Below are 23,691 nucleotides of genomic sequence, written 5' to 3' on the forward strand. Positions count from 1 at the left end.
GTCAGGCGAGTTCGCGCACCACCCGGGCCGGGTTCCCGAGGGCGACGACGTTCGGCGGTAGGTCCCTGGTGACCACGGCACCGGCACCCACCACCGTGTTCTCCCCGATGGTGACTCCGGCGAGGACGATCACCCCGCCGCCGAGCCACACGTTGTCGCCGATGGTGATGGGCTTCGCCGCCTCCCACTTGGCGCGCCGGGGCTCCGGCTCGACCGGGTGGGTCGGGGTGAGCAACTACACGTTCGGCCCGATCTGGACGTCGGCGCCGATGGTGATCGGCGCGACGTCGAGGAGGACCGCGTTGAAGTTGACGAAGCTGCGCGGGCCGATGGTGATGCGGGTCCCGTAGTCGACGTACAGCGGTGGCCGGACCCAGGTGTCCTCGCCGAGCCCGCCGAGCAGGTCCCGCAGCGCGGCGAGCCGACCCGCCGGGTCGCTCGCCGGGCTGCTGTTGAACCGTTCCATCAACCGGGCGGCCCGGTCCAGGTCGGCGAGGATCTCCGGCTCGTCGGCGAGGTACGGCTCACCGGCGAGCATGCGGTCCTTCATCGAGGTCACGGACGACCGGCTCAGTCGTTGGCGTGCAGGGCGGCGTTCAGCTCGATGCCTTTGCCGGTGCGCGGCTTCGCCTCCAGGCCGCCGGTGACCGAGTTGCGCCAGAAGAGCAGCCCGTCCACGCCGGACAGCTCACGGGCCTTGACCACCCGGCCGTCCGGCAGGCTGATCTTGGAGGCGGCGGTGACGTAGCAGCCGGCCTCCACCACGCAGTCGTCGCCGAGCGTGATGCCGACGCCCGCGTTGGCGCCGACCAGGCTGCGCTCGCCGATGCGGATCTTCTCGGTGCCACCGCCGGAGAGGGTGCCCATGATCGAGGCGCCGCCGCCGATGTCGGAGCCGTCGCCGACCACCACGCCCTGCACGATCCGGCCCTCGACCATCGACGTGCCGAGGGTGCCCGCGTTGAAGTTCACGAAGCCCTCGTGCATCACGGTCGTGCCGGGCGCGAGGTGGGCGCCCAGCCGGACCCGGTCGGCGTCCGCGATCCGCACGCCGGAGGGTACGACGTAGTCGGTCATCCGGGGGAACTTGTCCACCCCGTACACCGCCAGGTGGCGGCCGGCGGCCCGCTCGATCACCCGCAGCTCGTCGACCCGCTCCGGCGGGCAGGGCCCGGCCGAGGTCCACGCCACGTTGGCGAGCTTGCCGAAGACGCCGTCGAGGTTGAGCTCGTTGGGCCGGACCAGGCGGTGGGAGAGCAGGTGCAGCCGCAGGTACGCGTCCGCGGCGTCCTTGATCGGGTCGTCCAGCGAGCCGATCACCGTGACCACCTGGACGGTGCGCAGGCCCGGCAGCGCCCGGTCGCCGATCGCGCCCGGGGGGAGGTCGAGGACGTCCGCCTCGTCCTCGCCGGGGACCAGCGGCAGCTCACCGAGCCCCAGCTTGCCGGTCGGGTACCAGGTGTCGAGCACCTGATCGTCAGCGGTCACGGTGGCCAGGCCGATGCCCCAGGCAGACTCTGCGCTACTCACGACCTTGAAGGTACCGTGCGGAACATGGAGAACCCGCTGACCCCCGAGGTCCTGGCTGATCCGGTGGCGTTGACCCGCGCACTGGTCGACATAGAGTCCGTCTCCCTCAACGAGAAGGCGATCGCCGACTGCGTCGAGGAGGTGCTGCGCCGGGTGCCGCACCTGACGACCTACCGGCACGGCAACACGGTCATGGCCCGCACCGACCTGGGCCGCGCCCAGCGGGTGGTGCTCGCCGGGCACCTCGACACGGTTCCCCTGAACAACAACTTCCCGTCCATGATGCGCGGCGACCTGATGTACGGGTGCGGCACCTCCGACATGAAGTCCGGCGTGGCGTACGCCCTGCACCTGGCGGTGACGCTGGCCGAGCCGCGGTACGACGTGACGTACTTCTTCTACGAGGCGGAGGAGATCGAGTCGAAGTACAACGGTCTCTTCCTCGTCGCCGAGGCGCACCCGGAGTGGCTGCAGGCCGACTTCGCGCTGCTGCTGGAGCCGACGTACGGGATCGTCGAGGCGGGCTGCCAGGGCACCACGCGGGCGATCGTCACCACGCACGGCGAGCGCGCCCACGCGGCCCGGTCCTGGCACGGGGTGAACGCGATCCACGGCGCGGGCGAGGTGCTGCGCCGGCTGACGGCGTACGAGGCGCGCCGGGTGACCCTCGACGGCTGCGACTACCGGGAGGGGCTGAACGCGGTCCGGATCGTGGGTGGCGTGGCCGGCAACGTCATCCCGGACCACTGCGAGATCGAGATCAACTACCGGTACGCGCCGGATCGTGACCCGGCGGCCGCCGAGGCGCACCTGCGCGAGGTCTTCCACGGCTTCGACCTCGAGGTGACCGACGCGGCGGCGGGGGCGCTCCCGGGCCTGGACGCACCGCCGGCGCAGGAGTTCCTGGCGGCGGTGGGCGCCGCGCCGATCGGCAAGCTGGGCTGGACGGACGTGGCCCGGTTCGCCGCGATGGGCATCCCGGCGCTGAACTTCGGCCCCGGCGACCCGAACCTGGCCCATCACAAGGACGAGCACGTCGAGGTCGGCAAGATCCGCGAGGGCGCGGCCACCCTGCACCGCTGGCTCGCCGCCGCCTGATCCACCGCGCCCCGCCGGCCGGGAAGCCACCCCCCGGGGACCCTCCCGGCCGGCGGCGGTGCGTGCGGCTCAGGCCGTCCGGGTCAGGGCGGACCCGCCGGCCGTGGTCTCCGCCGGATCGCCGGCCGGCTCCGTGGCCGGTGGCTCCATCAGGCGGGCGCGGCGGCGCTCGGCCACCACGTCCCGGATCCGCCGCTGCATCTGACGGCGGATCCGCATCCTCTCGTTGTTGGTGATCACGCTGGCTCCTCCCCCGAAGGCGCGCGCCGGGGCATACCCGGTATGTGAATAGTAAGACGTACGGGCGACCGAAATAGTTGCCCGTGATCGCGACGAATTTCCGGCCTGCTCGGGCCAGCACGTCCGACGGGTGGGACTCCACTACGGTTGCTCCCATGAGCGAGAGCAACGGGCGGGCGGCGGAGGGCGAGCCGCGGCGGGAGCGGCACCGGGGCGCCGTCACCCTGCGCCGCGCGGCGATCACCGACAGCACCGCCGACCAGCGGCTGCTCGACTCGCGGCAGCGCAGCGACTGGAAGACGCGGGACGCGTGGCGGGCGCTGCGGATCCTCTCCGAGTTCGTCGAGGGGTTCGACACCCTCTCCGACCTGCCGCCGGCGGTCAGCGTCTTCGGCTCCGCCCGCAGCCTCCCGGACAGCCCCGAGTGCCGGCTGGCCGAGGCGCTGGGCGGCCAGCTGGCCCGGGCCGGCTACGCGGTCATCACCGGCGGCGGCCCGGGCGTGATGGAGGCCACCAACCGGGGCGCCAGCGAGGCCGGCGGGCTCTCCGTCGGGCTCGGCATCGAACTCCCCTTCGAGCAGGGCATCAACGACTGGGTCGACCTCGCCATCGACTTCCGCTACTTCTTCGCCCGCAAGACCATGTTCGTCAAGTACGCCCAGGCGTTCGTGGTCCTCCCCGGTGGCTTCGGCACCATGGACGAGCTGTTCGAGGCGCTCACCCTGGTGCAGACCGGCAAGGTGACCCGCTTCCCGGTGGTGCTGATGGGCACCCGCTACTGGGGCGGGCTGATGGACTGGCTGCGCGACACCATGGCCGCCGAAGGCAAGATCGGGCCGGTCGACCTCGACCTGATCTGCCTCACCGACGACGTGAACGACGCGGTCCGCCACATCGTGGAGGCGGAGGCCGTGCTCTCCGCCGAGCAGGACGCGGTCCGCGAGGAGGCGGTCGCCCGCACCGCGGCGGACCAACGGATCGCCGCCGACGAGGGCCGCCGGGACTGACCGTGGCGGCCATCTGTGTGTTCTGCGCGTCCTCCCGTACCCTCGACCGGCGCTGGCTCGACCTGGCGGCGGAGACCGGCGCGGAGATCGCCCGGCGGGGCCACACGCTGGTGAGCGGCGGCGGCTGCGTCGGGATGATGGGCGCCGTGGCGGACGGGGCGCGGGCCGCGGGCGGGCGGACGCTGGGGATCATCCCGCAGGCCCTGGTCGACCTCGAGGTCGCCGACCTCGCCTCCGACGAGCTGCTGGTCACCGAGTCGATGGCCGACCGCAAGACGCTCATGCTCGACAAGTCGGACGCGTTCCTCACCCTGCCGGGCGGCCTCGGCACGCTGGACGAGCTGTTCGAGGTCTGGACCACGGCCACGCTGGCCCTGCACGCCAAGCCGATGGTCCTGGTCGACACCGACGGCTTCTACCGCCCCCTGCTCGACTGGCTGGGTGGCCTCGCCGACCAGACCTTCCTGAAGCCGGCGGGCCTGGCCCTGCTCACCGTGGTCGACACCGTCCCCGCCGCTCTCGACGCCATCGAGGCCGGCCTCACCGGACCGCCCGGCCTGCCGGCCTGACCGGGCGATCCCTGCCGGCCGGACGCCGCTGCCCGTTCAGGCCGGGGCACGCGGGACGGATCCCGGGCGGCGTGGCGGGGCAGGGGTCGCGTGCCGTGTCGGAGGCGTCTGGTGGGATGAGGGAATGCAGGCGTACCGGCTGGTGCGCCGGCCCGCCGACGCGGCCGTCCGCCGGTCCGGCGGGCCGGCGGAGAGGGGCACGCGGGTCGTGGACCCGCGGCAGGCGGAGGTGGTCGGGCACACCGACGGGCCGATGCTCGTGCTCGGTGGCCCGGGCACCGGCAAGACCGCCGCCCTCGTCGAGGCGGTCGCCGCCCGGGTGGCCGAGGGGGTCGATCCCGAGCAGGTCCTCGTCCTCACGTTCGGCCGCCGGCAGGCCACCGCCCTACGGCAGCGGATCGAGGCGCGCGTCGCCGGCGACGGGCACCGGGTGCTGCGGGAACCGCTGGTGCGTACCTTCCCCGCGTACGCCTTCGGGCTGCTGCGGCGCGCCGCCGCCGAGCGCGGCGAACCGTCGCCACGCCTGCTCACCGGCCCCGAGCAGGATCTGATCATCCGGGAGCTGCTCGACCTGGTCGGCGAGGAGCCGGGCGACGACCCGGTGGGCTGGCCGGAGGACCTGCGGCCGGCGCTGCGGACCCGCGCCTTCGCCGCGCAGCTGCGGGACCTGCTGATGCGTGCCGGCGAGCGCGGCGTCGGCCCGGTCGAGCTGGCCCGGCTGGGCGAGAAGTTCGGCCGCGCCGACTGGCCGGCCGCCGCGCGCTTCCTCCGGGAGTACGTGGCGGTGCTCGCGCTGCGCGACGTGAGCAACCGCGGTTCGATCGCGTACGACCCCGCCGAGCTGGTCCGGGCCGCCACCGGCATGCTGCTCGACGACCCCGACCTGCTGGCGGCCGAGCGGCGCCGGCTGGCGTACGTCTACGTCGACGAGTACGCCGACACCGACCCCGCCCAGCAGGACCTGCTGGCGACCGTGGCCGGCGGCGGCAAGACCCTCGTCGCCTTCGCCGACCCCGACTCGTCCACGTACGCCTTCCGGGGCGCCGACCCGACCGGCGTGACCACCTTCCCGCACCGGTTCCGCACCGCCTCCGGGGCGCCCGCCGCCCAGGTCGTGCTGACCACCTCGTACCGCGCCGGTCCCCGGCTGCTGGCGGCGAGCGCCCGGCTGGCCCGCCGGCTGCGGGGTCCGGCGGCGCACCGGCGGCTGCGCCCGCTGCCCGACGCGGCCCCCGGCACGATGGAGGTCCGCACCTTCCGCTCGGCCACCAGCGAGGCGGCGTGGCTGGCGCACGCCCTGCGCGAGGCCCACCTGCTCGGCGGAGTGCCGTGGTCGGAGATGGCGGTGCTGGTGCGGTCCACCGCCCGGCAGCTGCCGTCGCTGCGCCGCGCCCTGCACGCCGCCGGCGTGCCGACCGTAGTCCACGGCGAGGACCTGCCGCTGCACCTGCAACCGGCGGTCGCCCCGCTGCTGCTCCTGCTGCGGTGCGCGCTGGAGCCGGAGCGGCTCGACGAGGAGGCGGCCGTCGCCCTGCTGCACTCGCCGCTGGGCGGGGCCGACCCGCTCGCCGAGCGCCGGCTGCGGCAGGGGCTCCGGGTCATGGCGCTCGCCGCGGGTGACCGCCGCCCGTCCGGGGAGCTGATCGTCGAGGCGCTGCGCGACCCGGCGGAGCTGGCCGGGATCGACCGCCGGTGGGCGGAGCCCGCGCAGACCGTCGCCGGCCTGCTGGCGGTCGCCCGGGAGACGGCCGCCCGGCCGGGCGCCACCGCCGAGGACGTGCTGTGGGCGGTCTGGCGGGCCAGCGGGCTGGCCGAGCTGTGGTCGGCGGCACTGGCCCGGACCCCGGCGACGGCGGGGGAGGGGGACGTCGCCCGCCGCCGGCGCGCCGAGGCGGCCGACCGGGACCTGGACGCGGTGATGGTGCTGTTCGACGCCGCCGCCCGCTTCACCGACCGGCTGCCCGGCGCGCGGACCGAGGTCTTCCTCGACCACGTGCTCGGGCAGGACCTGCCGGCGGACACCCTCGCACCGACCGCCGACCGCGGTGACGCGGTCCGGTTGCTCACCGCGCACGCCGCCAAGGGCCTGGAGTGGGACCTGGTCGCCGTCGCCGGCGTGCAGGAGGGCGTCTGGCCCGACCTGCGGCTGCGGGGCAGCCTGCTCGGCTCCGAGCGCCTCGTCGACGTGCTCGCCGGCCGCTCGGCCGGCGACGGCCGGCTCGCCACGGTGATCGGCCAGACCTCGGCACTGCTGGACGAGGAGCGGCGCCTGTTCCACGTAGCGGTGACGCGGGCGCGGCGTTCCCTGCTGGTCAGCGCCGTCGCCTCGGCGGCCGTGGGCGGGGACGACCACGAGGAGCAGCCCAGCCGCTTCCTCTACGAGCTCGGCCCCACCGACCCGCCCACCGGCGGCGGTGGCGACCCGCCCACCGGCCCGTCGCCGTCCGACCCCGAGCCGGACGCCGATGCGGCGGTGCCGGCCGGGGACGGCGACCCGGAACCCCACCGGGTGACCACGCTGCCGGTGAGCCGGCCGCCCCGGGCGCTGACCCTGGCGTCGCTGGTGGCCGAACTCCGTACCGCCGCCACCGACCCGGCCGCGCCGCCCGCCCGGCGGCACGCGGCGGCTGCCGAGCTGGCCCGCCTGGCCGCCGCCGGGGTCTCCGGCGCGCACCCGGACGACTGGTGGGGGCTACGCCCCCTCTCCGACGACCGGCCGCTGGTCGACGAGGGCGAGCCGGTCCGGGTCACCCCGTCGGCGATGGAGAGCGCCCTGCGGTGCAGCCTGCGCTGGCTGCTGGAACGGCACGGCGGCAGCGCGCCGGCCGGCACCGCCCAGGGTGTCGGCAACCTGGTGCACGCCGCGGCGATGCTCGCCGAGGACGCCAGTGCGGACCGGGGCGCCCTGCTCGACTACGTCGCCGCCCGCTTCGACGCGATCGAGCTGGCCGCCCGCTGGATGGCCGGGCCGGAGCGGGCCCGCGCCGAGGCGATGGTCGACAAGCTGCTGCGCTGGCTGGCCGCCAACCCGCGCCGGCTGCTCGCCATCGAGCACGAGTTCGCGGTCCGGCTCGACGACCCGCGTCGGCCGGTCGAGCTGGTCGGCCGGGTGGACCGGCTGGAGGTCGACGCGGACGGCCGGCTCGTGGTCGTCGACCTGAAGACCGGCAAGTCGACCGCGGTCACCGCGGCGGACCTCGCGGAGCACCCGCAGCTCGGCGCGTACCAGGCGGCGGTCGAGTCGGGGGCGTTCGGCGAGTACGGGGACGAGTCCGGGGGCGCCGCCCTGGTGCAGCTCGGCACCGGCGCGAAGGACGCGAAGGAGCAGTCCCAGCCGCCAGCCGGCGAGGGGCCGGAGGCGGGCTGGGCGACCGCCCTGGTCCGGCGCACCGCCGATACGATGGCCGCCGCCACCTTCGCCGCGGTCGCCAACTCGAAGTGCCGGGTCTGCCCGGTACGCACGAGCTGCCCGGTGTCCGGGCAGGGGCGCCAGGTCGTCGAACCGCCGACCGTCATCCCCCGGCCGGAGACCCGTGAGCGCGAGGAGTGAGCGTGCCAGCGCTGCCGCCGGAACGAGAACAGGTGAGTGAGGGCGAGGAGTGAGCGTGCCAGCCCCGCAGCCGCGGACGACACCGTGAGCCAGCCGACCCTGTTCAGCTCCGCGACGCCGGCCCCGAGGGTGGCGGACGCCGGCCCCCGGTACACGCCGGTCGAGCTGGCCAAGCTGCTGCGGCTGCCGGCGCCGACGCGGGAGCAGGCCGCGATCATCGCCGCGCCGGTGGAGCCGCTGCTGGTGGTGGCCGGCGCCGGCTCCGGCAAGACCGAGACGATGGCCGCCCGGGTGGTCTGGCTGGTGGCCAACTCGTACGTCCGTCCCGAACAGGTCCTCGGCCTCACGTTCACCCGCAAGGCGGCCGGGGAGCTGGCGCACCGGGTACGGGCCCGGCTCGACCAGCTCGTCCGCCGGCTGGGCCGGCGGGGCCGTGACCCGTTCGACGATCCGCTGTCCGGCGAGCCGACCGTCTCCACCTACCACTCGTACGCCGGACGCATCGTCACCGAGCACGGCCTGCGGGCCGGGTACGAGCCGTCCACGCGGCTGCTCACCGAGGCGTCCCGCTGGCAGCTCGTCGACCTGATCGTGCGCAACTACGACGGCGACATGTCCGACGTGGACCGGATGCCCAGCACGATCACCGACGCGGTGCTGGCCCTCGCCGGTGAGCTGGACGAGCACCTGGTCGAGCCGGACGACCTGGCCGCCTGGACCGGCCGCTTCTTCGCCGACGTGCAGTCCCGGCCCGGTCGGGTCTACGCGGACGTCAAGAAGGCCCTCACTGTCCAGCAGACCCGGTTGAAGCTGCTTCCGCTGGTGCGCGCGTACGCCCGGCGCAAGGAGGACTTCGAGGCGATGGACTTCGCCGACCAGTTGGCCCGGGCCGCCCGGGTCGCCCGGGACCACCCGGCGGTCGGCGAGGTCGAGCGGGACCGGTACCGGGTGGTGCTGCTCGACGAGTACCAGGACACCAGCCACGCCCAGGTGGTGCTGCTCAACGCGCTCTTCGGCGGCGGCCATCCGGTGACCGCCGTCGGCGACCCCTGCCAGTCGATCTACGGCTGGCGCGGGGCCAGCGCCGGCACCCTGGACCGGTTCCCCACCGAGTTCGCCCGCGCCGACGGCACGCCCGCCGCCGTACGCAGCCTCACCACCAGCTGGCGCAACCGTCCGGAGATCCTCGGCGTGGCGAACGCCCTGGCCACGCCGCTGCGCGCCGCCGGAGCCCAGGTGCCGGAGCTGCACGCGGCGCTGAGCGTCAAGGACCCGATCCCGCATCGCACGCCCCGGGGAACCGCCGCCGGCACCGTCCACTGCGCGCTCCTCCCGACGTACGCCGACGAGGCGGACTGGATCGCCGACAGCGTGCTGCGCGCCTGGCAGGGGGCGGCGGGGGCACCCGGTGCGCTGCCCGAGCACATCCCGGTGGCGGCGCGTCCCACCACGGCGGTGCTGGTGCGGCTGCGCAGCCAGATCCCGGCGATCGAGTCGGCGCTGCGGGCGCGGGGCCTGCCGGTCGACGTGGTGGGGCTGGGCGGCCTGCTGGACACGCCGGAGGTGCGGGACGTGGTGTGCACCCTGCGGGTGCTCGCCGACCCGACCGACGGCGCGGCGCTGCTGCGCCTGCTGACCGGCGCCCGGTGGCGCATCGGGCCGCGCGACCTGGTGTCCCTGCACCGCCGGGCGAAGGCCATCGCGTCCGCCCGCCGGCGGCTCGCCGCCGGTGACGAGCCGGAGATCGTCCTGGACGCGCTGGACGAGGCGACGCTGGTGGAGGCCCTCGCCGACCTGGGGCCGGCGCAGGCGTACTCGGCGGAGGGCTACCCGCGGCTGCGCGCGTACGCCCGGGAGCTGGGCCTGCTGCGGTACCGGCTGGACCAGTCCCTACCGGACCTGATCGCGGACGTCGAGCGGACCATCGGCCTCGACGTGGAGGTCGCGGTGCGGGCCGGCCGGGACGGGGCGGGCGACGCCGGCCTCGCCCGCGGTCACCTGGACGCGCTCGGTGACGTCGCGGCGCGGTTCAGCGGGGAGACGCCGGGGGCGACCCTGTCGGCGTTCCTGGCCTATCTCGCCGCCGCCGAGGACGAGGAGCGCGGTCTCACCCCCGGCGAGGTGGAGGTCGTCGAGGGGGCCGTGCAGATCCTCACCGCGCACGCCGCCAAGGGCCTGGAGTGGGACGTGGTGGCGGTCGCCGGGCTCAGCCGCGGGGTGTGGCCGGGGCCGGTGCGCAACTCCGACCACTGGCTGGGCGGGCTGGGCGTGCTGCCGTTCCCGCTGCGCGGTGACGCCGACGGGCTGCCCGCGCTGGCCCTGGCCGACGTGGGGGACCAGCGCGCGGTGGCGCGGGCGCTGGAGGACTTCACCGACGCGTGGCGCGCGCACGACGAGCGGGAGGAGCGGCGGCTGGCGTACGTGGCCGTGACCCGCCCCCGCCGGCTCCTGCTGTGCTCCGGCCACTGGTGGGGTGAGGGCACCAAGCGGCCGCGCGGCCCGTCGGTGCTGCTGCGCGAGGTGCACGACGCCTGCCTGGACGGCGGCGCGGGGCACGTGGTCGACGAGTGGGCGCCCGAGCCCGCACCGGACGCGGTCAACCCGACGACCGAGGTGGTGCTGCACGCCGAGTGGCCGGCCGATCCGCTGGGGGCGCGCCGGCCGGCCCTCGCCGAGGCGGCCGCGCTGGTCCGGCGGTACCTCGCCGACGGCGCGGCCGCCGCCGCCGCCGACGCCGACGGCGCGGCCGCCGCCGCCGACGCCGACGGGGTCGGCGGGGATCCCGAGGTGACCCGGTGGCGGCGGGAGGCCGACCTGCTCCTCGCCGAGCGGGCCGAGCTGACCCGGCAGTCCGGCCCGGTCGAGGTCGCGCTGCCCGGGCAGCTGTCGGTGACCCAGCTGGTGGCGCTGCGGCGGGACCCGGCCGGCCTCGCCCGGACATTGCGCCGTCCGCTGCCCAGCGAGCCCAATCCGTACGCCCGGCGGGGCACCGCCTTCCACGCCTGGCTGGAGCAGCGCTTCGGGGCCGACCGGCTGCTCGACGTCGACGAGCTGCCCGGCGCGGCGGACGCGGACGCCGCGCCGGACGAGGCGCTGGCCGAGCTGCAGGAGCGCTTCCTCGCCAGTGAGTGGGCCGACCGGACGCCGGTGGAGGTGGAGGTTCCATTCGCGACGGCGATCGCCGGCATCGTGGTCCGCGGCCGGATGGACGCCGTCTTCGCCCGTCCGGGCGGGCGGTTCGACGTCGTCGACTGGAAGACCGGCCGGCAGCCGACCGGGCCGGCGGCCGAGGCGGCGGCGGTGCAGCTCGCCGTGTACCGGCTGGCCTGGGCGGAGCTTGCGGGCCTGCCGGTCGACCGGGTCGGCGCCGCGTTCCACTACGTCCGGGACGGGGTGACGGTCCGGCCGGTGGACCTGCTCGACGTCGCCGGCCTGACCGCGCTGATCGCTTCGGTGCCGGAAAGTCCGGAAGCGGGTGACGGTTCCGGCCATCCGTGATAGGTTGGTGCCGTTGCAGTTATGGTTCCCAGAGACTCTGTGTGCGCCTGGCGGATTGTGGCCCCAGGCGCTCTTTGTTGTGTCCGGAGTTCTCCGGGCGGGGCGACCAGAAGCGACAGGCAGGCCGCGCGATTCGGCGCGGTCCGCTCCTCTCGAGCCCGCAACAGGTGCGGGTTCGACGTTCCGTCAAGGAGACGAACATGGCAATTGGCACCGTCAAGTGGTTCAACGCTGACAAGGGCTTCGGCTTCATCACCCCGGACGGCGGCGGCGCCGACGTCTTCGCCCACTTCTCGGCCATCCAGTCCTCCGGCTACCGGAGCCTGGACGAGAACCAGCGGGTCGAGTTCGAGGTGACCCAGGGCCAGAAGGGCCCGCAGGCGGAGAACATCCGTCCGCTCTGATCTTCGGATCGTGTGACACCCACCATGCCCTCCGGGCGTGGTGACGGGACCGGCCCGCCCCGACGTCGACCTGGCCACCAGGCGGCGACGCGGGGGCGGGCCGGACCCGTACCTTTCGGTTCGTGCTTGTGAGTCCCGGCGGACGGATCCGCCGGTCGACAGCGCCGCCCGGCGCCCTCCCTCGACACGTGCCGCGTCGAGGAAGGCTCACCATGACCACCGTCGCTCCGTCGTTCGCCCACACCGGGCTCGCCCCGGCGCTGCTCGCCGAGCTGGCCGCGCAGGGCATCACCGCGCCGTTCCCGATCCAGGCGGCGACCCTGCCGGACTCGCTCGCCGGCCGGGACGTGCTCGGCCGCGGCCGCACCGGGTCCGGCAAGACCCTGGCCTTCGGGCTCCCACTCCTCTCCCGCACCGCCGGCCGCCGCGCTCGGCCCCGACGCCCGCTCGCGCTGGTGCTGGTACCCACCCGTGAGCTGGCCCAGCAGGTCACCACGGCACTCGACCCGTACGCCCGGGCGGTCGGGCTGCGCTGCGCCACCGTGGTGGGTGGCCTGTCGCTGAACCGGCAGGCGGAGGCGCTGCGGGCGGGCGCCGAGCTGGTGGTGGCCACGCCCGGACGCCTGCACGACCTGATCAACCGCGGCGACGTCCGGCTCGACCAGGTCGGCGTCACCGTGCTGGACGAGGCCGACCAGATGGCCGACATGGGATTCCTGCCGCAGGTCACCCGCCTGCTCGAACAGGTCGCCCCGGACGGCCAGCGGATGCTCTTCTCGGCCACCCTGGACGGCGGCGTCGACCGGCTGGTCCGGCGCTTCCTCACCGACCCGGTGACCCACTCGGTGGATCCGGGCACGGCCACCGTCACCGCGATGACCCACCACGTGCTGCACGTGGAGGCGGTCGACAAGCCGGCCGCGCTGAGCTGGATCGCGGCCCGGGAGGGCCGCACCATCATGTTCATGGGCACCAAGCACCGGGCCGACCGGGTCGCCCGTCAGTTGCTCGCCAAGGGTGTCCGCGCGGCCGCGTTGCACGGCGGCAAGTCCCAGCCGCAGCGCACCCGCATCCTGGAGCAGTTCCGCACCGGGCAGGTGACCGCGCTGGTCGCCACCGACGTCGCGGCCCGGGGGATCCACGTGGACGGGCTCGACCTGGTGGTCAACGTGGACCCGCCGACCGACGCGAAGGACTACCTGCACCGGGGCGGGCGGACCGCCCGGGCGGGGGAGTCGGGCACGGTGGTCACCCTGGTCCTGCCCGAGCAGCGGCACGACGTGTCCCGCCTGATGGCGACGGCGGGGATCCGCCCCGAGTCGACCCGCGTACGCCCCGGTGATCCGGAGCTGGTCCGGGTGACCGGCGCCCGGGAGCCGTCGGGTGTCCCGGTGACGATCGCGCCGCCGCCGGCGGTTCCCGCACCGCGCCGAGGCGGTGCCGGCGGACCGGGCGGCGACGCGACGGGCCACGCCGGCGGTACGGCAGGCCGGGCCGGGCACCGCACCTCGGGCCGCCCTCGGCGTGCCCGCCGTCCCCGGTTCAGCTGACCGGCCGGCCGCCGTCCGGACGGCCCCTCCCGTAGCCCGTCTCCGACGCCGGCCGGGCGGACGTGCCGGTGCCGCGTCGTGACGGGCGGGCCACATGAGTCGGCAATCAGCCGCCCTCCGGTCCGATCGGCGACTGTGCCCGACGCCCTGCCGGGCGAGGGTGGGCCCGGGGGACAGAGCCGGGCCGACAGCCCGGTGGGGGAGGGCGCGATGACGGGGGACACCGGCTCGGGTGCGGTGCGGGAACTGCTGCTGGTGGTGGCGGTCGCCGCCGCCGGGGTGCTGCTGGCCCTGGTCGCGGTCTTCACCCCGTGGCACGCCGTGCCGGACGGTGCCACCCCGGCGGTGCCGGTGGAGCTGCACAGCCCGGTCGGGGCTTCCGTCCCGACCGAGAGCTGAGCGGACCGGGCCCGCCGCCCGGAACGGGCTCTGGTCGGGACCCGGGGCATGGTCCCGACCAGAGCCGCCCGCCGGTCAGGTGCCGGCGAGCGGCGCGGTAGGTCGGCGGTACGGAGAGTGTCGACACGCTAGGGTCGATCACGTGCCGACGCGCAGAGCGAAGATCCCAGCGACGAGGTATCCCGTCGAACGGTTCACCCTCGACAACGGCCTGCGGGTGGTTCTGACACCCGACCGCAGCGCCCCGGTGATCGGGGTGGCGGTCGTCTACGACGTCGGCATCCGCTCGGAGCCCGAGGGGCGCACGGGCTTCGCGCACCTCTTCGAGCACCTCATGTTCCAGGGCTCGGAGAACCTGGAGAAGCTGGCCCACTTCCGGCACGTGCAGGGCGCGGGAGGCACCTTCAACGGCTCCACCCACCTCGACTACACCGACTACTACGAGACGCTGCCGAGCAACGCCCTGGAGCGGGCGCTGTTCCTGGAGGCGGACCGGATGCGCGGCCCCCGGCTGACCGAGGAGAACCTGCGCAACCAGGTCGACGTGGTCAAGGAGGAGATCCGCGTCAACGTGCTCAACCGACCGTACGGGGGCTTCCCCTGGCTGACCCTCCCGCCGGTCATGTTCGACACGTTCCCCAACGCGCACGACGGCTACGGCTCCTTCGACGACCTGGAGTCGGCCACGGTGGCCGACGCGGCCGACTTCTTCCGGCGCTACTACGCCAGCGGCAACGCGGTGCTGGCGGTCAGCGGGGACGTCGACGTCGCCGGGGCGGCCGAGCTGATCGAGCGGCACTTCGGCGACGTGCCCGCCCGTCCCGCCCCGAAGCGGCCGAGCTTCGACGAACCGGACCTGACCGCCGAGCGCCGGTCGTCGTACACCGACCGGCTGGCGCCGCTCCCCGCGGTCGCCTCCGCCTGGCGGGTGCCCGACCCGGTCGGCGACTTCGCCGGCTACCTGCCGTACGTGGTGCTCGCCGAGGTGCTCACCGACGGCGACGCCTCCCGGCTGGTCGAGCGGCTGGTCCAGCGGGACCGGGCGGTGACCAGCGTCGGCGGGTACCTGGGCTTCATGGGCGACCCGTTCGACGTCCGCGACCCGACGGCCCTTCTGCTCCAGGCGCACCTGCCGCCCGGCGGTGACGTCGACAAGGTGCTGCGGACGATCGACGAGGAACTGGACCGGCTGGCCACCGACGGGCTGACCGACGGCGAGCTGGCCCGCACCCAGGCGCGGATGGCCACCCACCTGCTGCGCGACACCGACGCGGTGCTCGGCCGGGCGCTGCGGATGGCCGTCCTGGAGCAGCAGCGCGGTGAACCGGGGCTGCTCAACGAGTTGCCCCGCCTGGTCGGTGAGGTCACCGAGGAGGCGGTCCGCGCCGCCGCCGCGACGCTGCGTCCGGAGCGCCGCGCCGCCATCGACGTCGTCGCCGGAGGTGCCCGGTGAGCGCGAGGAGTGAGCCGGGTCTGCGAGCCCCGCAATCGCGAACGAAGAAGGGCCGGGTGAGCGCGACCGCCCCCGCCGCGCCGCGCACGCTGCCGCCGCTCGGCCCCACCCGCCGGCTCAAGCTGCCGAAGCAGGCCGAGCGCACGCTGGGCAACGGGCTCACGGTGATCGCCGTACGCCGCCCGGCCGTGCCCCTGGTCGAGCTGCGGCTCTGGATGCCTTTCGGGCGGGTGCAGCTCGCCCGCGGCGCGATGCTCGCGCAGACCCTGCTCTCCGGCACGGAGACGATGAGCGCCGTGCAGATCGCCGCCGAGTTGCAGAAGGTCGGCGGCGGGCTGTCCGCCGGGATCGACCCGGACCGGTTGATGCTCTCCGGCGCGGGGCTGGTCACCGGCCTGGACCGGACGTTGGAGATCCTGGCGGACGTGCTGACCGGGGCGACGTACCCGGCCGGCGACGTCGCCACCGAGCGGGACCGGCTGATCGACCGGATCCAGGTGGCGCAGAGCCAGCCGGCGCACCTCGCCCGGACCGCCCTGCTCAAGCGGATCTACGGCAAGCACCCGTACGCGGTGCAGACCCCCGATCCGGAGCAGGTCCGGGCGGTGCGGCCGGGCGTGCTGCGGACCCTGCACGCCCAGCGGGTGCACCCGGCCGACGCGGTCCTCGTGCTCGTCGGGGACGTGCAGCCGGACCGGGCGCTCGACGCGGCCGAGAAGGCGCTCGCCGGCTGGAACGGCGCCGGGCACGTCGCCGAGCTGCCGCCCACGCCGCCGCTGGAGCCGGGGCCGTTGCTGCTCGTCGACCGTCCCCTGTCGGTGCAGTCGTCCCTGCGGGTGGCGCTGCCGGCGGTGCCGCGCACCCACCCGGACCACGCCGCCCTGCAGCTGGCCAACCTGATCTTCGGCGGCTACTTCTCCTCCCGCTGGGTGGAGAACATCCGCGAGGACAAGGGCTACACGTACGGGCCGCACTCGCTGGTCGAGCACTCGGTGGCCGGGTCGGTGCTGGTCGCCGCCGCCGAGGTGGCCACCGAGGTGACCGGCCCGGCGCTGCTGGAGACCACGTACGAGCTGGGCCGGCTGGCCTCCGTCCCACCCAAGGAGGAGGAGCTGGAGCAGGCCCGCCAGTACGCCCTCGGCACCCTCCAGCTCGGCATGTCCACCCAGGCCGGGCTGGCGTCGCTGACCAGCGCGTACGCCGGGAACGGCCTCCGCCTGGACTTCCTGGCGGAGCACGCGGCGCGGCTGGCGAAGGCGACCGTGTCCGACGTCGCCGAGGCGGCGGCCCGGTACCTCGCGCCGGCCCGGGCGGTCACGGTCGTCCTGGGCGACGCCGAGCGGGTCGGCCCGCAGCTCGAGGCGCTCACCCCGGTCGTCACCGGACCGGCCGGGCAGTGAGCGGCGGCGAGGAGGCGCCACCGCTGGCCCGTTCCACCCTGGATCGGGCGGCGCACCGGCGGACCGACCCGGACTGGTTGGCCCAGGCGTGGGCCGGGGCCCGGGTGCTGGTGCTCGACGGCGGCTCCGAGGGGCGTGCGCTGGTGCGCGCCGACGCGGCGCCGCCGGCGCTGGTGCTCGTCGGGCCGAAGGACGTGCCGGAGGGGGCCGTCGCGCGAGCGATGTTCCTCGGCGTCGAGCCCGACGGCGTCCCGGTGTTCCTCGTCGACGCGCCGCTGCCGGAGCTGCCCGGCACCCGTCCGGCGCACCTGCGCGAGATCGGTCACCTGCTGGCCGACCGCGACGCCGGTCTGTTCACCGCCGGTCTGGCCCTGCTGAACTGGCACCGGCGGCACCTCTTCTCGCCGGTGACCGGGGAGTCCACGGCCATGGACGAGGCCGGCTGGTCCCGGGTCGCCCCGGCCGGCGAGCGGATGTGGCCGCGTACCGACCCCGCGATGATCGTGCTGGTCCACGACGGGGTGCCCGGCTCGGACGGGCGCTGCCTGCTCGGCAACAACGCCACCTGGCCTCGGGTCCCGGGGGAGCGCCGGTTCTCCTGCCTCGCCGGGTACGTGGAGCCGGGCGAGTCGGCCGAGGCGGCCGTGCTCCGCGAGGTCCGCGAGGAGGTCGGCGTCCCGGTCGCCGACATCGCGTACGCGGGCAGCCAGTCCTGGCCGTTTCCCGGCTCGCTGATGCTGGGCTTCCTGGCCACGGCCGATCCGGCGCACCCGGTCCGCGTCGACCCGGCGGAGATCGCGTACGCCCGCTGGTTCACCCGCGGCGAGATCGGCGCGGCGCTGGCCGGGCGGACGGTCGACGTGGACGGCGACCGGCTGGTCCTGCCGCCGCCGTCGTCGATCGCCCTCTTCCTGGTCCGCCGCTGGCTCGGCGACCACTGCTGACCGGCCGCCGGGCCGGCCTCGCTGCGCGTCGCCGCGAGACACCGGGGCGGCGGGCGTGGACGCGGTCCCGGCCCGTGGCCGCCGTTGCCGCGACGGTCACGGGCCGGGAACACGGGCCGTCGTGGCCGGCTGGGGCAGGGAACACGGCGGGGGAGCCGGTCCGGTCACGACGGACGTCTCGTGGTCAGGTGCCCCGGTCGTCCGTCCAGCACGGCCAGGTTGCCGTCGGCTCGTCGAGCGGGAGCACCTTCACCCGCTGCCTGCCGGCGCGTACCGCGCCGACCGAGGCGAGGGCCCGGGCCAGCACCAGGGCGGCGTCCCGGTCGTCGGCGTGCACGACCTGGCGGCGTGGCTCGGGGGAGGTGGGCTCGTCGCGCAGGCGGCCACCGTCGGCCCAGGCGGCGGCGATGTCGACGTCGGCTGCCGCGCGGACGTCGGTGCGTACGATCAGGAACCGCATGTCGGTCTCCGGATGTGCCGCGACGATCGAGGAACGGGGTGGAAGTTCCACGTCATTCACGCGTCATGTTACGCCGGGTAGCGGTCCCAGCAAGTGAAACGCGACCATCGGCCGGGCGGCTCGTCCGATCGGGCGAGGCAGGTCGGTCCGATCCGGACACGCGACGGGGCCGCCGGCACGATGCCGGCGGCCCCGAGGCGTACGGGGATCAGGCCCGGTCGAACTGGCCGTTCTTCGTCCCGGCCAGGAAGCCCACCCAGCCGGCCCGGTCGAACAGCAGCACCGGGCCACCGCGGTCCTTGCTGTCCCGCAGGGCGACCGCGGCCGGGCCGGTCGGCAGCGGCGCGACCTCGACGCAGTTGGAGGTCTGGCTTCGCGTGCTCTTGCGCCATGGCACGTCGGGAAGCTCGGGAAGGACGGACGGCGTGTTGCGGATCTCGTGCATGGTCTCACTCCTGTGGTGAACCGACCGATGGAACGAGTGGTGCCGCACGACCCGACGGTGGGGTGCCGGCCTCAGGGCATGGTCCCGGATCGCCGCCCGGCCTCGTCTCGGGGCAGGCGAGATCCGGAAGGCGAGCCCCTGATTCACCGTTCCGTCAGGCGCCCGTGGTGCCGGCGGCGTTGGGTCGGCGCCGTTGCCGGCCCGTACGCCACAGTGGACGGGGCCGCCGCGTCGGGCAGCCGCCCCGTGGCCTGGATCAGCCAGGAGAGAGTGTCCGATGCGGAGAGCGCCGCCGTGCACAACCACTCGAACACTACTTTATAGCGATTTAGGGCTTTTACCTCTGTCGACATGACATTGAGAAATCCACCCTCGATCGCCACGGTCTCCGGGTCCTGGGGGTCGGCGAAGCGGTAGAGCGAGAACGCGGTCGGCGGCAGGTACCAGTCGCCGACCTGGGTCTCCTTGGGCAGCACGTGGAGCGCGACGTTCGGCAGCATGGCCAGCTCGCACAGCTGCATCAACTGCTCCCGGAGGACGTCCGGCGGGCCGGCCCGGCCGCCGAGCGCGGCCTCCTCCAGCACGGCGGTGTAGCGGGGAGCGTCCGACGCCCGGGTGAGCAGTGACTGGCGGGCCAGGCGGGCCCGCACCTCGGTGTCGATGTCCTCGGCGACCTCCGGCTCCCCGGCCGCCTCGTCGACCTCGCGCGCCGAGGCGATCCGGAACCGCGCGTACCCGGGGGTCTGGAGCAGTCCCGGCACCAGGGCCGGGTTGTACTCGGAGATCTCGACGCAGCCGGCCTCCAGCTCGGCGAAGCCGCGCTGCTGCTGGGTCATCACGGGGTAGTTCCGCAGCCACCCGCGGATGTCGCCGGCCTCCCGGGTGATGGCCAGCAACTCCTCGCGTAACGGCCCGTCGGCCCGGTAGAGGTCGAGCAGGTCGTGGACGTCCTGCGGGTCCGGCCGGCTGCGGCCGTTCTCCAGCCGCGAGAGTTTGGACGCGGAGGCCCACCCGACGCGCTCGATGACCTGGTCCCCGGTGAGACCAGCGGCCTCGCGCAGCCGGCGCAGCTCAACGCCCAGCCTGCGCCGTCGCAGGATGGGACTGGGTGAGGCTGGAGGCACGATGTCCTCTTTCCCGTAGACCGCCGCGGACGCGACGGTAACTGTATGAAATTCGCCCCCCACCGTCAGTATGGACGGCGTGACCGGCGCCGGAGGTTCCGGCGAAGGGCGTGTCTCGTCGGAAACCGGGCACGCCGCGCACCACCTCGACGGAGGACACATGCGCACCGTCCTGCGCCGCCCGGACTTCCGGCTGCTCTTCGCCGGCCTGCTGGCCAGCATGGCGGCCGAGTCGATCCTGCTGCTGGCACTCGCCGTCTGGGTGAAGGAACTGACCGGCTCGGACGGGCGGGCCGGGGCCACCATCTTCGCGATCATCGCGCCGATGACGCTGGCGCCGCTGGTCGGCTGGTTCGTCGACCGGGTGCCCCGCCGGCCCTTCTTCGTCGGCGCGAACCTCGTCACCGCGATCCTGCTCACCCCGCTGCTCGCGGTCCGGGACAGCGGTGACGTGTGGATCATCTACCTGGTCGCGGCGCTGTACGGGCTGTCGTACGTCACGCTCAGCGCCCTGCTCAGCGGTCTGATCAGGCAGCTGGTGCCGGCCGAGCTGCTCGCCGACGCGAACGGCGTGCTCCAGACCGTACGCCAGGGGCTGCGCCTCGTCGGCCCGCTGGCCGGGGCCGGTCTCTACGCCGCCGCCGGGGGCTGGCTGCTGACCGGCGCCGCGATGGCGGGTTTCCTGACCGCCGGCGCGGTGGTCGGCCTGCTCCGGGTCACCGAGACGCCCCGGGAGCCGCGCGAGCCACGCTGGCCGGCCGGGCTGGGCGACGGGCTCCGGCACCTGGCCGGCGAGCCGGCGCTGCGCCGCGCGCTGCTCGGCTACGGCCTGGGCTCGCTGGTGATGGGCTTCAGCGAGTCGTTGATCTTCGCGTACGTCGACCAGGGGCTCCGCCGTGACGCCGCGTTCGTCGGCGTGCTGGTCACCGTGCAGGGGATCGGGGGACTGGTCGGCGGGCTCCTGTCACCGGGGGTGGTCCGGCGGGTGGGCGAGGTGGGCGCGCTCGCCGCCGGGGTGGCGCTGTTCGGGCCGGCCGCGCTGGCGCTGGCGTACCCGAGCCTGTGGCTGGGCTTCGGCGCGGTGCTGCTGGCCGGGGTGTCACTGCCGCTGACCATGGTCGGGCTGCACACGCTGATCCAGCGGCGTACGCCGCCCGGGCTCATCGGCCGCGTCGCCGCCGCCTCCGAGGCGGTGGTCAGCGGCCCCCAGGCGTTCTCCATCGGCGCCGGCGCGCTGCTCGTCGGCGTCTTCGACTACCGCCTGCTCTTCGCGACGGTCGGGCTGGCGACCCTGGTGGCCGGCGGGTACCTCTGGCACGGCCGGGCGCTGACCCCACCGCCGGCCCGCTCGCGACCGCCGGTTCCGCTCCCGCGCCGTCCGGTCGAGAAGGAGGTGGTCGGCGCGGCGCGTCCACGCCGCACATCCTGACCCGGCCCCGGACGCGACGAGCGGCCGACCCCCGGCGGGGTCGGCCGCTCGTCGTACCGAACCGGGTCAGGCGGCCAGCTTGGCCAGGTGCTCCTTGACCTGCTTGACCGACGGGTTGGTGAGCGCGCTGCCGTCGGCGAAGCGCAGCGTCGGCACCGTCTGGTTGCCCCCGTTGACGCTCATCACGAACTCCGCGGCCTGCGGGTCCCGCTCGATGTCGACCACCTCGTACCCGATGCCCTCCCGGTCCAGCTGCGACTTCAGACGGTGGCAGTAGCCGCACCAGGAAGTGGAATACATCGTCAGCATCGTCGGGTCCTCCAGGGTCGCAGTCGTGAATCAAGCTGAGGCTAACCAGAGCAACGTCGGGCGGAGCTGAGACAATTCCTCGCTGTGGTGGTTCACTCAGCGTCCGAGCGCGTGCTCGCCGGGCTCGATCCGGAGCAGCGGTCGGCGGTGACCGCCCCGGCCGGCCCCGTCTGCATCCTGGCCGGCGCCGGCACCGGGAAGACCCGGGCGGTCACCTCGCGGATCGCCCACCGGGCGTTGACCGGGGAGATCTCACCGCGACACGTGCTCGCCGTCACGTTCACCGCCCGCGCCGCCGCCGAGATGCGCAGCCGGCTCACCGCCCTCGGCGTCCCCGGCGTGCAGGCGCGGACGTTCCACGCGGCGGCCCTGCGCCAGGTGCGGTACTTCGCGGCCCGGCTGCTCGACGGGCGGGCGATGCCCGAGCTGCTGGACAGCAAGGTCCGGCTGGTCACCCTCGCGGCGGCGAAGGTCGGGATCCGGGCTGACCGGGCGGGCGCCCGGGACCTCGCCGGTGAGATCGAGTGGGCCAAGTCGTCCCTGGTCGAGCCCGGGGAGTACGTGGTCGCGGCGGCCAAGGCGCTGCGCGACACCCCGTACGAGCCGGCGAAGGTCGCCGACGTCTTCGCCGCGTACGAGAAGCTCAAGCGGTCCGGCGGCGTGATCGACTTCGAGGACATGCTGCGCGCCGCGGTCTGGGGCATCGAGGAGCACCGGGACGTGGCCGAGCAGGTCCGCGCCCAGTACCGGCACTTCGTCGTCGACGAGTACCAGGACGTCAACCCCCTCCAGCAGCGGCTGCTGGAGGCGTGGCTGGGTGGGCGGGACGACCTGACCGTGGTCGGCGACGCCAGCCAGACCATCTACTCGTTCACCGGCGCCACCTCGTCGTACCTGGTCGACTTCCCGCGCCGCCACCGCGCCGCGACGGTGGTCCGGCTGGTCCGCGACTACCGCTCCACCCCCCAGGTCGTCGGCCTCGCCAACGCGGTGATCTCGCAGGCCCGGGGGACCGAGGCCCGGCTGCGCCTGGAGCTGGTCGGCCAGCGGCCACCCGGCCCGGAGCCGGATCTGCGGATCTTCACCGACGAGCCGGCCGAGGCCGCCGCGGTCGCCGCCCGCTGCCGCGCGCTGGTCGACGCCGGCACACCGGCCCGCGAGATCGCCGTGCTGTTCCGCACCAACGCGCAGTCCGAGGCGTACGAGAAGGCGCTGACCGAGGCCGAGGTGCCGTACCAGGTGCAGGGGGCGGAGCGGTTCTTCGAGCGCGCCGAGGTGCGGCAGGCGATGGTCGCGCTGCGGGCCGCGACCCGCTCGATCCCCGGGGAGACCCCGCTGCCGGCCGCCGTGGTCGAGGCGCTCGGCGCGGTGGGCTGGGCGCCCGACCGCCCACCGGCCGGTGGTGCGGCGCGCGAGCGGTGGGAGGCGCTCGCCGCGCTGGTCCAGCTCGCCGAGGAGTACGCCGCCACCCCGCCGGTCCTGCCGATCGGGCCGGCCGCCTCGGTGGAGCGCCCGGTCACCCTGGCCGACTTCACCGACGAGCTGGCCCGGCGCGCGGCCGCCCAGCACGCGCCCACCGTCGAGGGCGTGACCCTGGCCTCCCTGCACTCGGCGAAGGGCCTGGAGTGGGACGCCGTGTTCCTGGTCGGGCTCTCCGAGGGCACCCTCCCCACCACGTACGCGAAGACCCCCGAGCAGGTGGAGGAGGAGCGACGGCTGCTGTACGTGGGCATCACCCGGGCCCGCGAGTGGCTCTGGCTGTCGTACGCGTCGGCCCGCTCGCCGGGCGGGCGGCCCCGGCGGCCCTGCCGCTTCCTGCCCCAGCTGGACCGCTCCGGCGGGGCCGAGCGGGCCGGGACGGGCGGGGTCCGGCGCGCCGCCGACCGGCGGCGTACCCAGATCGTCTCCTGCCGTGTCTGCGGCGCGACGCTGCTCGCCGGTCCGGACCGCAAGGTGGGCCGCTGCGCCACCTGCCCGTCGGACATCGACGAGGAGCTGCACGAGCGGCTGCGCGAGTGGCGGCGCCGGGTGGCCGGGGGCCAGCGGGTTCCGGCGTACGTGGTCTTCACCGACGCGACCCTGGTCGCGCTGGCCGAGCGGCGGCCGGGCCGGCCGCAGGACCTGACGGCGATCGCCGGCATCGGACCCCGGAAGCTGGGGCTCTACGGGGAGGCGGTGCTGGCGTTGGTGGCCGGCGCGGCGGTGGACGAGATCTGCCCGGAGAAAACTTTCGAAATCTCGTCGTAAATTCGTTTGCCCTCGCCCCCGGAGGCGTCATAGCC

General features: G+C 74.9%; 21 protein-coding genes. 13 read left to right on the forward strand and 8 right to left on the reverse strand.

The features are described 5' to 3' along the window. Position 1: 1 nt before the first annotated feature. Genes GKC29_RS29875 through dapD form a run of 3 tightly spaced genes read right to left on the reverse strand, consistent with a single transcriptional unit; the run spans position 2 to position 1,530 of the window. Positions 2-235: a DapH/DapD/GlmU-related protein gene (locus tag GKC29_RS29875; protein ID WP_230688968.1), complete on the reverse strand. Its 234-nt coding sequence runs from the start codon at positions 233-235 to the stop codon at positions 2-4. After that, entirely contained in the window at positions 236-550 is a 315-nt protein-coding gene (locus GKC29_RS29880) for a maltose acetyltransferase domain-containing protein (protein ID WP_230688969.1), read from the reverse strand. Between the two features lie 20 nt (positions 551-570). Further along, the gene (gene dapD / locus GKC29_RS09050; RefSeq protein WP_155330391.1) at positions 571-1,530 is read right to left on the reverse strand and encodes a 2,3,4,5-tetrahydropyridine-2,6-dicarboxylate N-succinyltransferase; all 960 of its coding nucleotides are present in this window, start codon (positions 1,528-1,530) and stop codon (positions 571-573) included. A gap of 24 nt (positions 1,531-1,554) precedes the next feature. Here dapD and dapE point away from each other — a divergent pair, with 24 nt between their 5' ends. Next, positions 1,555-2,628: a succinyl-diaminopimelate desuccinylase gene (gene dapE / locus GKC29_RS09055; RefSeq protein ID WP_155330392.1), complete on the forward strand. Its 1,074-nt coding sequence runs from the start codon at positions 1,555-1,557 to the stop codon at positions 2,626-2,628. Between the two features lie 69 nt (positions 2,629-2,697). Here the strand turns inward: dapE and GKC29_RS09060 are convergent, their stop codons facing one another. Next, positions 2,698-2,868 (reverse strand): hypothetical protein, encoded by a 171-nt coding sequence (locus GKC29_RS09060; RefSeq protein ID WP_155330393.1) that lies wholly within the window; start codon positions 2,866-2,868, stop codon positions 2,698-2,700. Between the two features lie 155 nt (positions 2,869-3,023). Here GKC29_RS09060 and GKC29_RS09065 point away from each other — a divergent pair, with 155 nt between their 5' ends. The 10 genes from GKC29_RS09065 to nudC all read left to right on the forward strand — a co-directional run bounded on the left by GKC29_RS09065 (position 3,024) and on the right by nudC (position 17,642). Then, a complete protein-coding gene (locus tag GKC29_RS09065) occupies positions 3,024-3,875 on the forward strand; it encodes a TIGR00730 family Rossman fold protein (protein ID WP_155330394.1) in 852 nt (283 codons plus the stop codon). Between the two features lie 2 nt (positions 3,876-3,877). After that, a complete protein-coding gene (locus GKC29_RS09070) occupies positions 3,878-4,444 on the forward strand; it encodes a TIGR00730 family Rossman fold protein (RefSeq protein WP_155330395.1) in 567 nt (188 codons plus the stop codon). Positions 4,445-4,568: 124 nt separating this feature from the next. Continuing rightward, the gene (locus GKC29_RS09075; RefSeq protein WP_155330396.1) at positions 4,569-7,994 is read left to right on the forward strand and encodes an ATP-dependent DNA helicase; all 3,426 of its coding nucleotides are present in this window, start codon (positions 4,569-4,571) and stop codon (positions 7,992-7,994) included. Positions 7,995-8,078: 84 nt separating this feature from the next. Next, positions 8,079-11,492, forward strand: coding sequence for an ATP-dependent DNA helicase (locus GKC29_RS09080; protein ID WP_155330397.1), 3,414 nt, complete (start codon positions 8,079-8,081; stop codon positions 11,490-11,492). A gap of 200 nt (positions 11,493-11,692) precedes the next feature. Then, the gene (locus GKC29_RS09085) at positions 11,693-11,896 is read left to right on the forward strand and encodes a cold-shock protein (protein WP_007464836.1); all 204 of its coding nucleotides are present in this window, start codon (positions 11,693-11,695) and stop codon (positions 11,894-11,896) included. Between the two features lie 212 nt (positions 11,897-12,108). Beyond that, entirely contained in the window at positions 12,109-13,446 is a 1,338-nt protein-coding gene (locus GKC29_RS09090) for a DEAD/DEAH box helicase (RefSeq protein ID WP_155330398.1), read from the forward strand. 210 nt (positions 13,447-13,656) lie between these two features. Beyond that, the gene (locus GKC29_RS09095) at positions 13,657-13,845 is read left to right on the forward strand and encodes a hypothetical protein (RefSeq protein WP_155330399.1); all 189 of its coding nucleotides are present in this window, start codon (positions 13,657-13,659) and stop codon (positions 13,843-13,845) included. 142 nt (positions 13,846-13,987) lie between these two features. Further along, positions 13,988-15,298: a pitrilysin family protein gene (locus GKC29_RS09100; RefSeq protein ID WP_155330400.1), complete on the forward strand. Its 1,311-nt coding sequence runs from the start codon at positions 13,988-13,990 to the stop codon at positions 15,296-15,298. A gap of 56 nt (positions 15,299-15,354) precedes the next feature. Then, a complete protein-coding gene (locus GKC29_RS09105; RefSeq protein WP_155330401.1) occupies positions 15,355-16,698 on the forward strand; it encodes a pitrilysin family protein in 1,344 nt (447 codons plus the stop codon). After that, positions 16,695-17,642: an NAD(+) diphosphatase gene (gene nudC / locus GKC29_RS09110; RefSeq protein ID WP_155330402.1), complete on the forward strand. Its 948-nt coding sequence runs from the start codon at positions 16,695-16,697 to the stop codon at positions 17,640-17,642. Before GKC29_RS09105 ends, nudC begins: the two co-directional genes overlap by 4 nt. A 184-nt stretch (positions 17,643-17,826) precedes the next feature. Here nudC and GKC29_RS09115 read toward each other — a convergent pair whose 3' ends face one another. From GKC29_RS09115 to GKC29_RS09125, 3 genes are all read right to left on the reverse strand, one after another. After that, on the reverse strand, positions 17,827-18,102 hold the full coding sequence (locus tag GKC29_RS09115) for a hypothetical protein (protein ID WP_155330403.1): 276 nt from the start codon (positions 18,100-18,102) through the stop codon (positions 17,827-17,829). 208 nt (positions 18,103-18,310) lie between these two features. Next, on the reverse strand, positions 18,311-18,547 hold the full coding sequence (locus GKC29_RS09120; protein ID WP_155330404.1) for a DUF397 domain-containing protein: 237 nt from the start codon (positions 18,545-18,547) through the stop codon (positions 18,311-18,313). A 143-nt stretch (positions 18,548-18,690) separates the two neighbouring features. After that, positions 18,691-19,671: a helix-turn-helix transcriptional regulator gene (locus tag GKC29_RS09125; protein WP_155330405.1), complete on the reverse strand. Its 981-nt coding sequence runs from the start codon at positions 19,669-19,671 to the stop codon at positions 18,691-18,693. A gap of 160 nt (positions 19,672-19,831) precedes the next feature. Here GKC29_RS09125 and GKC29_RS09130 point away from each other — a divergent pair, with 160 nt between their 5' ends. Beyond that, a complete protein-coding gene (locus tag GKC29_RS09130) occupies positions 19,832-21,100 on the forward strand; it encodes an MFS transporter (RefSeq protein WP_155330406.1) in 1,269 nt (422 codons plus the stop codon). A gap of 66 nt (positions 21,101-21,166) precedes the next feature. Here GKC29_RS09130 and GKC29_RS09135 read toward each other — a convergent pair whose 3' ends face one another. Then, on the reverse strand, positions 21,167-21,409 hold the full coding sequence (locus GKC29_RS09135) for a mycoredoxin (protein ID WP_155330407.1): 243 nt from the start codon (positions 21,407-21,409) through the stop codon (positions 21,167-21,169). An 84-nt stretch (positions 21,410-21,493) separates the two neighbouring features. On the opposite strand from GKC29_RS09135, the gene GKC29_RS09140 reads away from it, so the two are divergent. Continuing rightward, positions 21,494-23,656: an ATP-dependent DNA helicase UvrD2 gene (locus tag GKC29_RS09140; RefSeq protein ID WP_155330408.1), complete on the forward strand. Its 2,163-nt coding sequence runs from the start codon at positions 21,494-21,496 to the stop codon at positions 23,654-23,656. The last annotated feature ends 35 nt before the right edge of the window (positions 23,657-23,691 follow it).

Origin of the sequence: Micromonospora sp. WMMC415 (assembly GCF_009707425.1) — a bacterium.
Lineage (GTDB): Bacteria > Actinomycetota > Actinomycetes > Mycobacteriales > Micromonosporaceae > Micromonospora.

What these genes read in the sequence shown, in the direction of transcription:
- GKC29_RS09115 (WP_155330403.1), bottom strand. Translation starts at nt 18,102, where the DNA reads ATGCGGTTCCTGATCGTACGCACCGACGTCCGCGCGGCAGCCGACGTC.
- GKC29_RS09130 (WP_155330406.1), top strand. Translation starts at nt 19,832, where the DNA reads ATGCGCACCGTCCTGCGCCGCCCGGACTTCCGGCTGCTCTTCGCCGGC.
- GKC29_RS09135 (WP_155330407.1), bottom strand. Translation starts at nt 21,409, where the DNA reads ATGCTGACGATGTATTCCACTTCCTGGTGCGGCTACTGCCACCGTCTG.
- GKC29_RS09095 (WP_155330399.1), top strand. Translation starts at nt 13,657, where the DNA reads ATGACGGGGGACACCGGCTCGGGTGCGGTGCGGGAACTGCTGCTGGTG.
- GKC29_RS09075 (WP_155330396.1), top strand. Translation starts at nt 4,569, where the DNA reads ATGCAGGCGTACCGGCTGGTGCGCCGGCCCGCCGACGCGGCCGTCCGC.
- dapE (WP_155330392.1), top strand. Translation starts at nt 1,555, where the DNA reads ATGGAGAACCCGCTGACCCCCGAGGTCCTGGCTGATCCGGTGGCGTTG.
- GKC29_RS29880 (WP_230688969.1), bottom strand. Translation starts at nt 550, where the DNA reads ATGAAGGACCGCATGCTCGCCGGTGAGCCGTACCTCGCCGACGAGCCG.
- GKC29_RS09120 (WP_155330404.1), bottom strand. Translation starts at nt 18,547, where the DNA reads ATGCACGAGATCCGCAACACGCCGTCCGTCCTTCCCGAGCTTCCCGAC.
- GKC29_RS09085 (WP_007464836.1), top strand. Translation starts at nt 11,693, where the DNA reads ATGGCAATTGGCACCGTCAAGTGGTTCAACGCTGACAAGGGCTTCGGC.
- GKC29_RS09090 (WP_155330398.1), top strand. Translation starts at nt 12,109, where the DNA reads ATGACCACCGTCGCTCCGTCGTTCGCCCACACCGGGCTCGCCCCGGCG.
- GKC29_RS09065 (WP_155330394.1), top strand. Translation starts at nt 3,024, where the DNA reads ATGAGCGAGAGCAACGGGCGGGCGGCGGAGGGCGAGCCGCGGCGGGAG.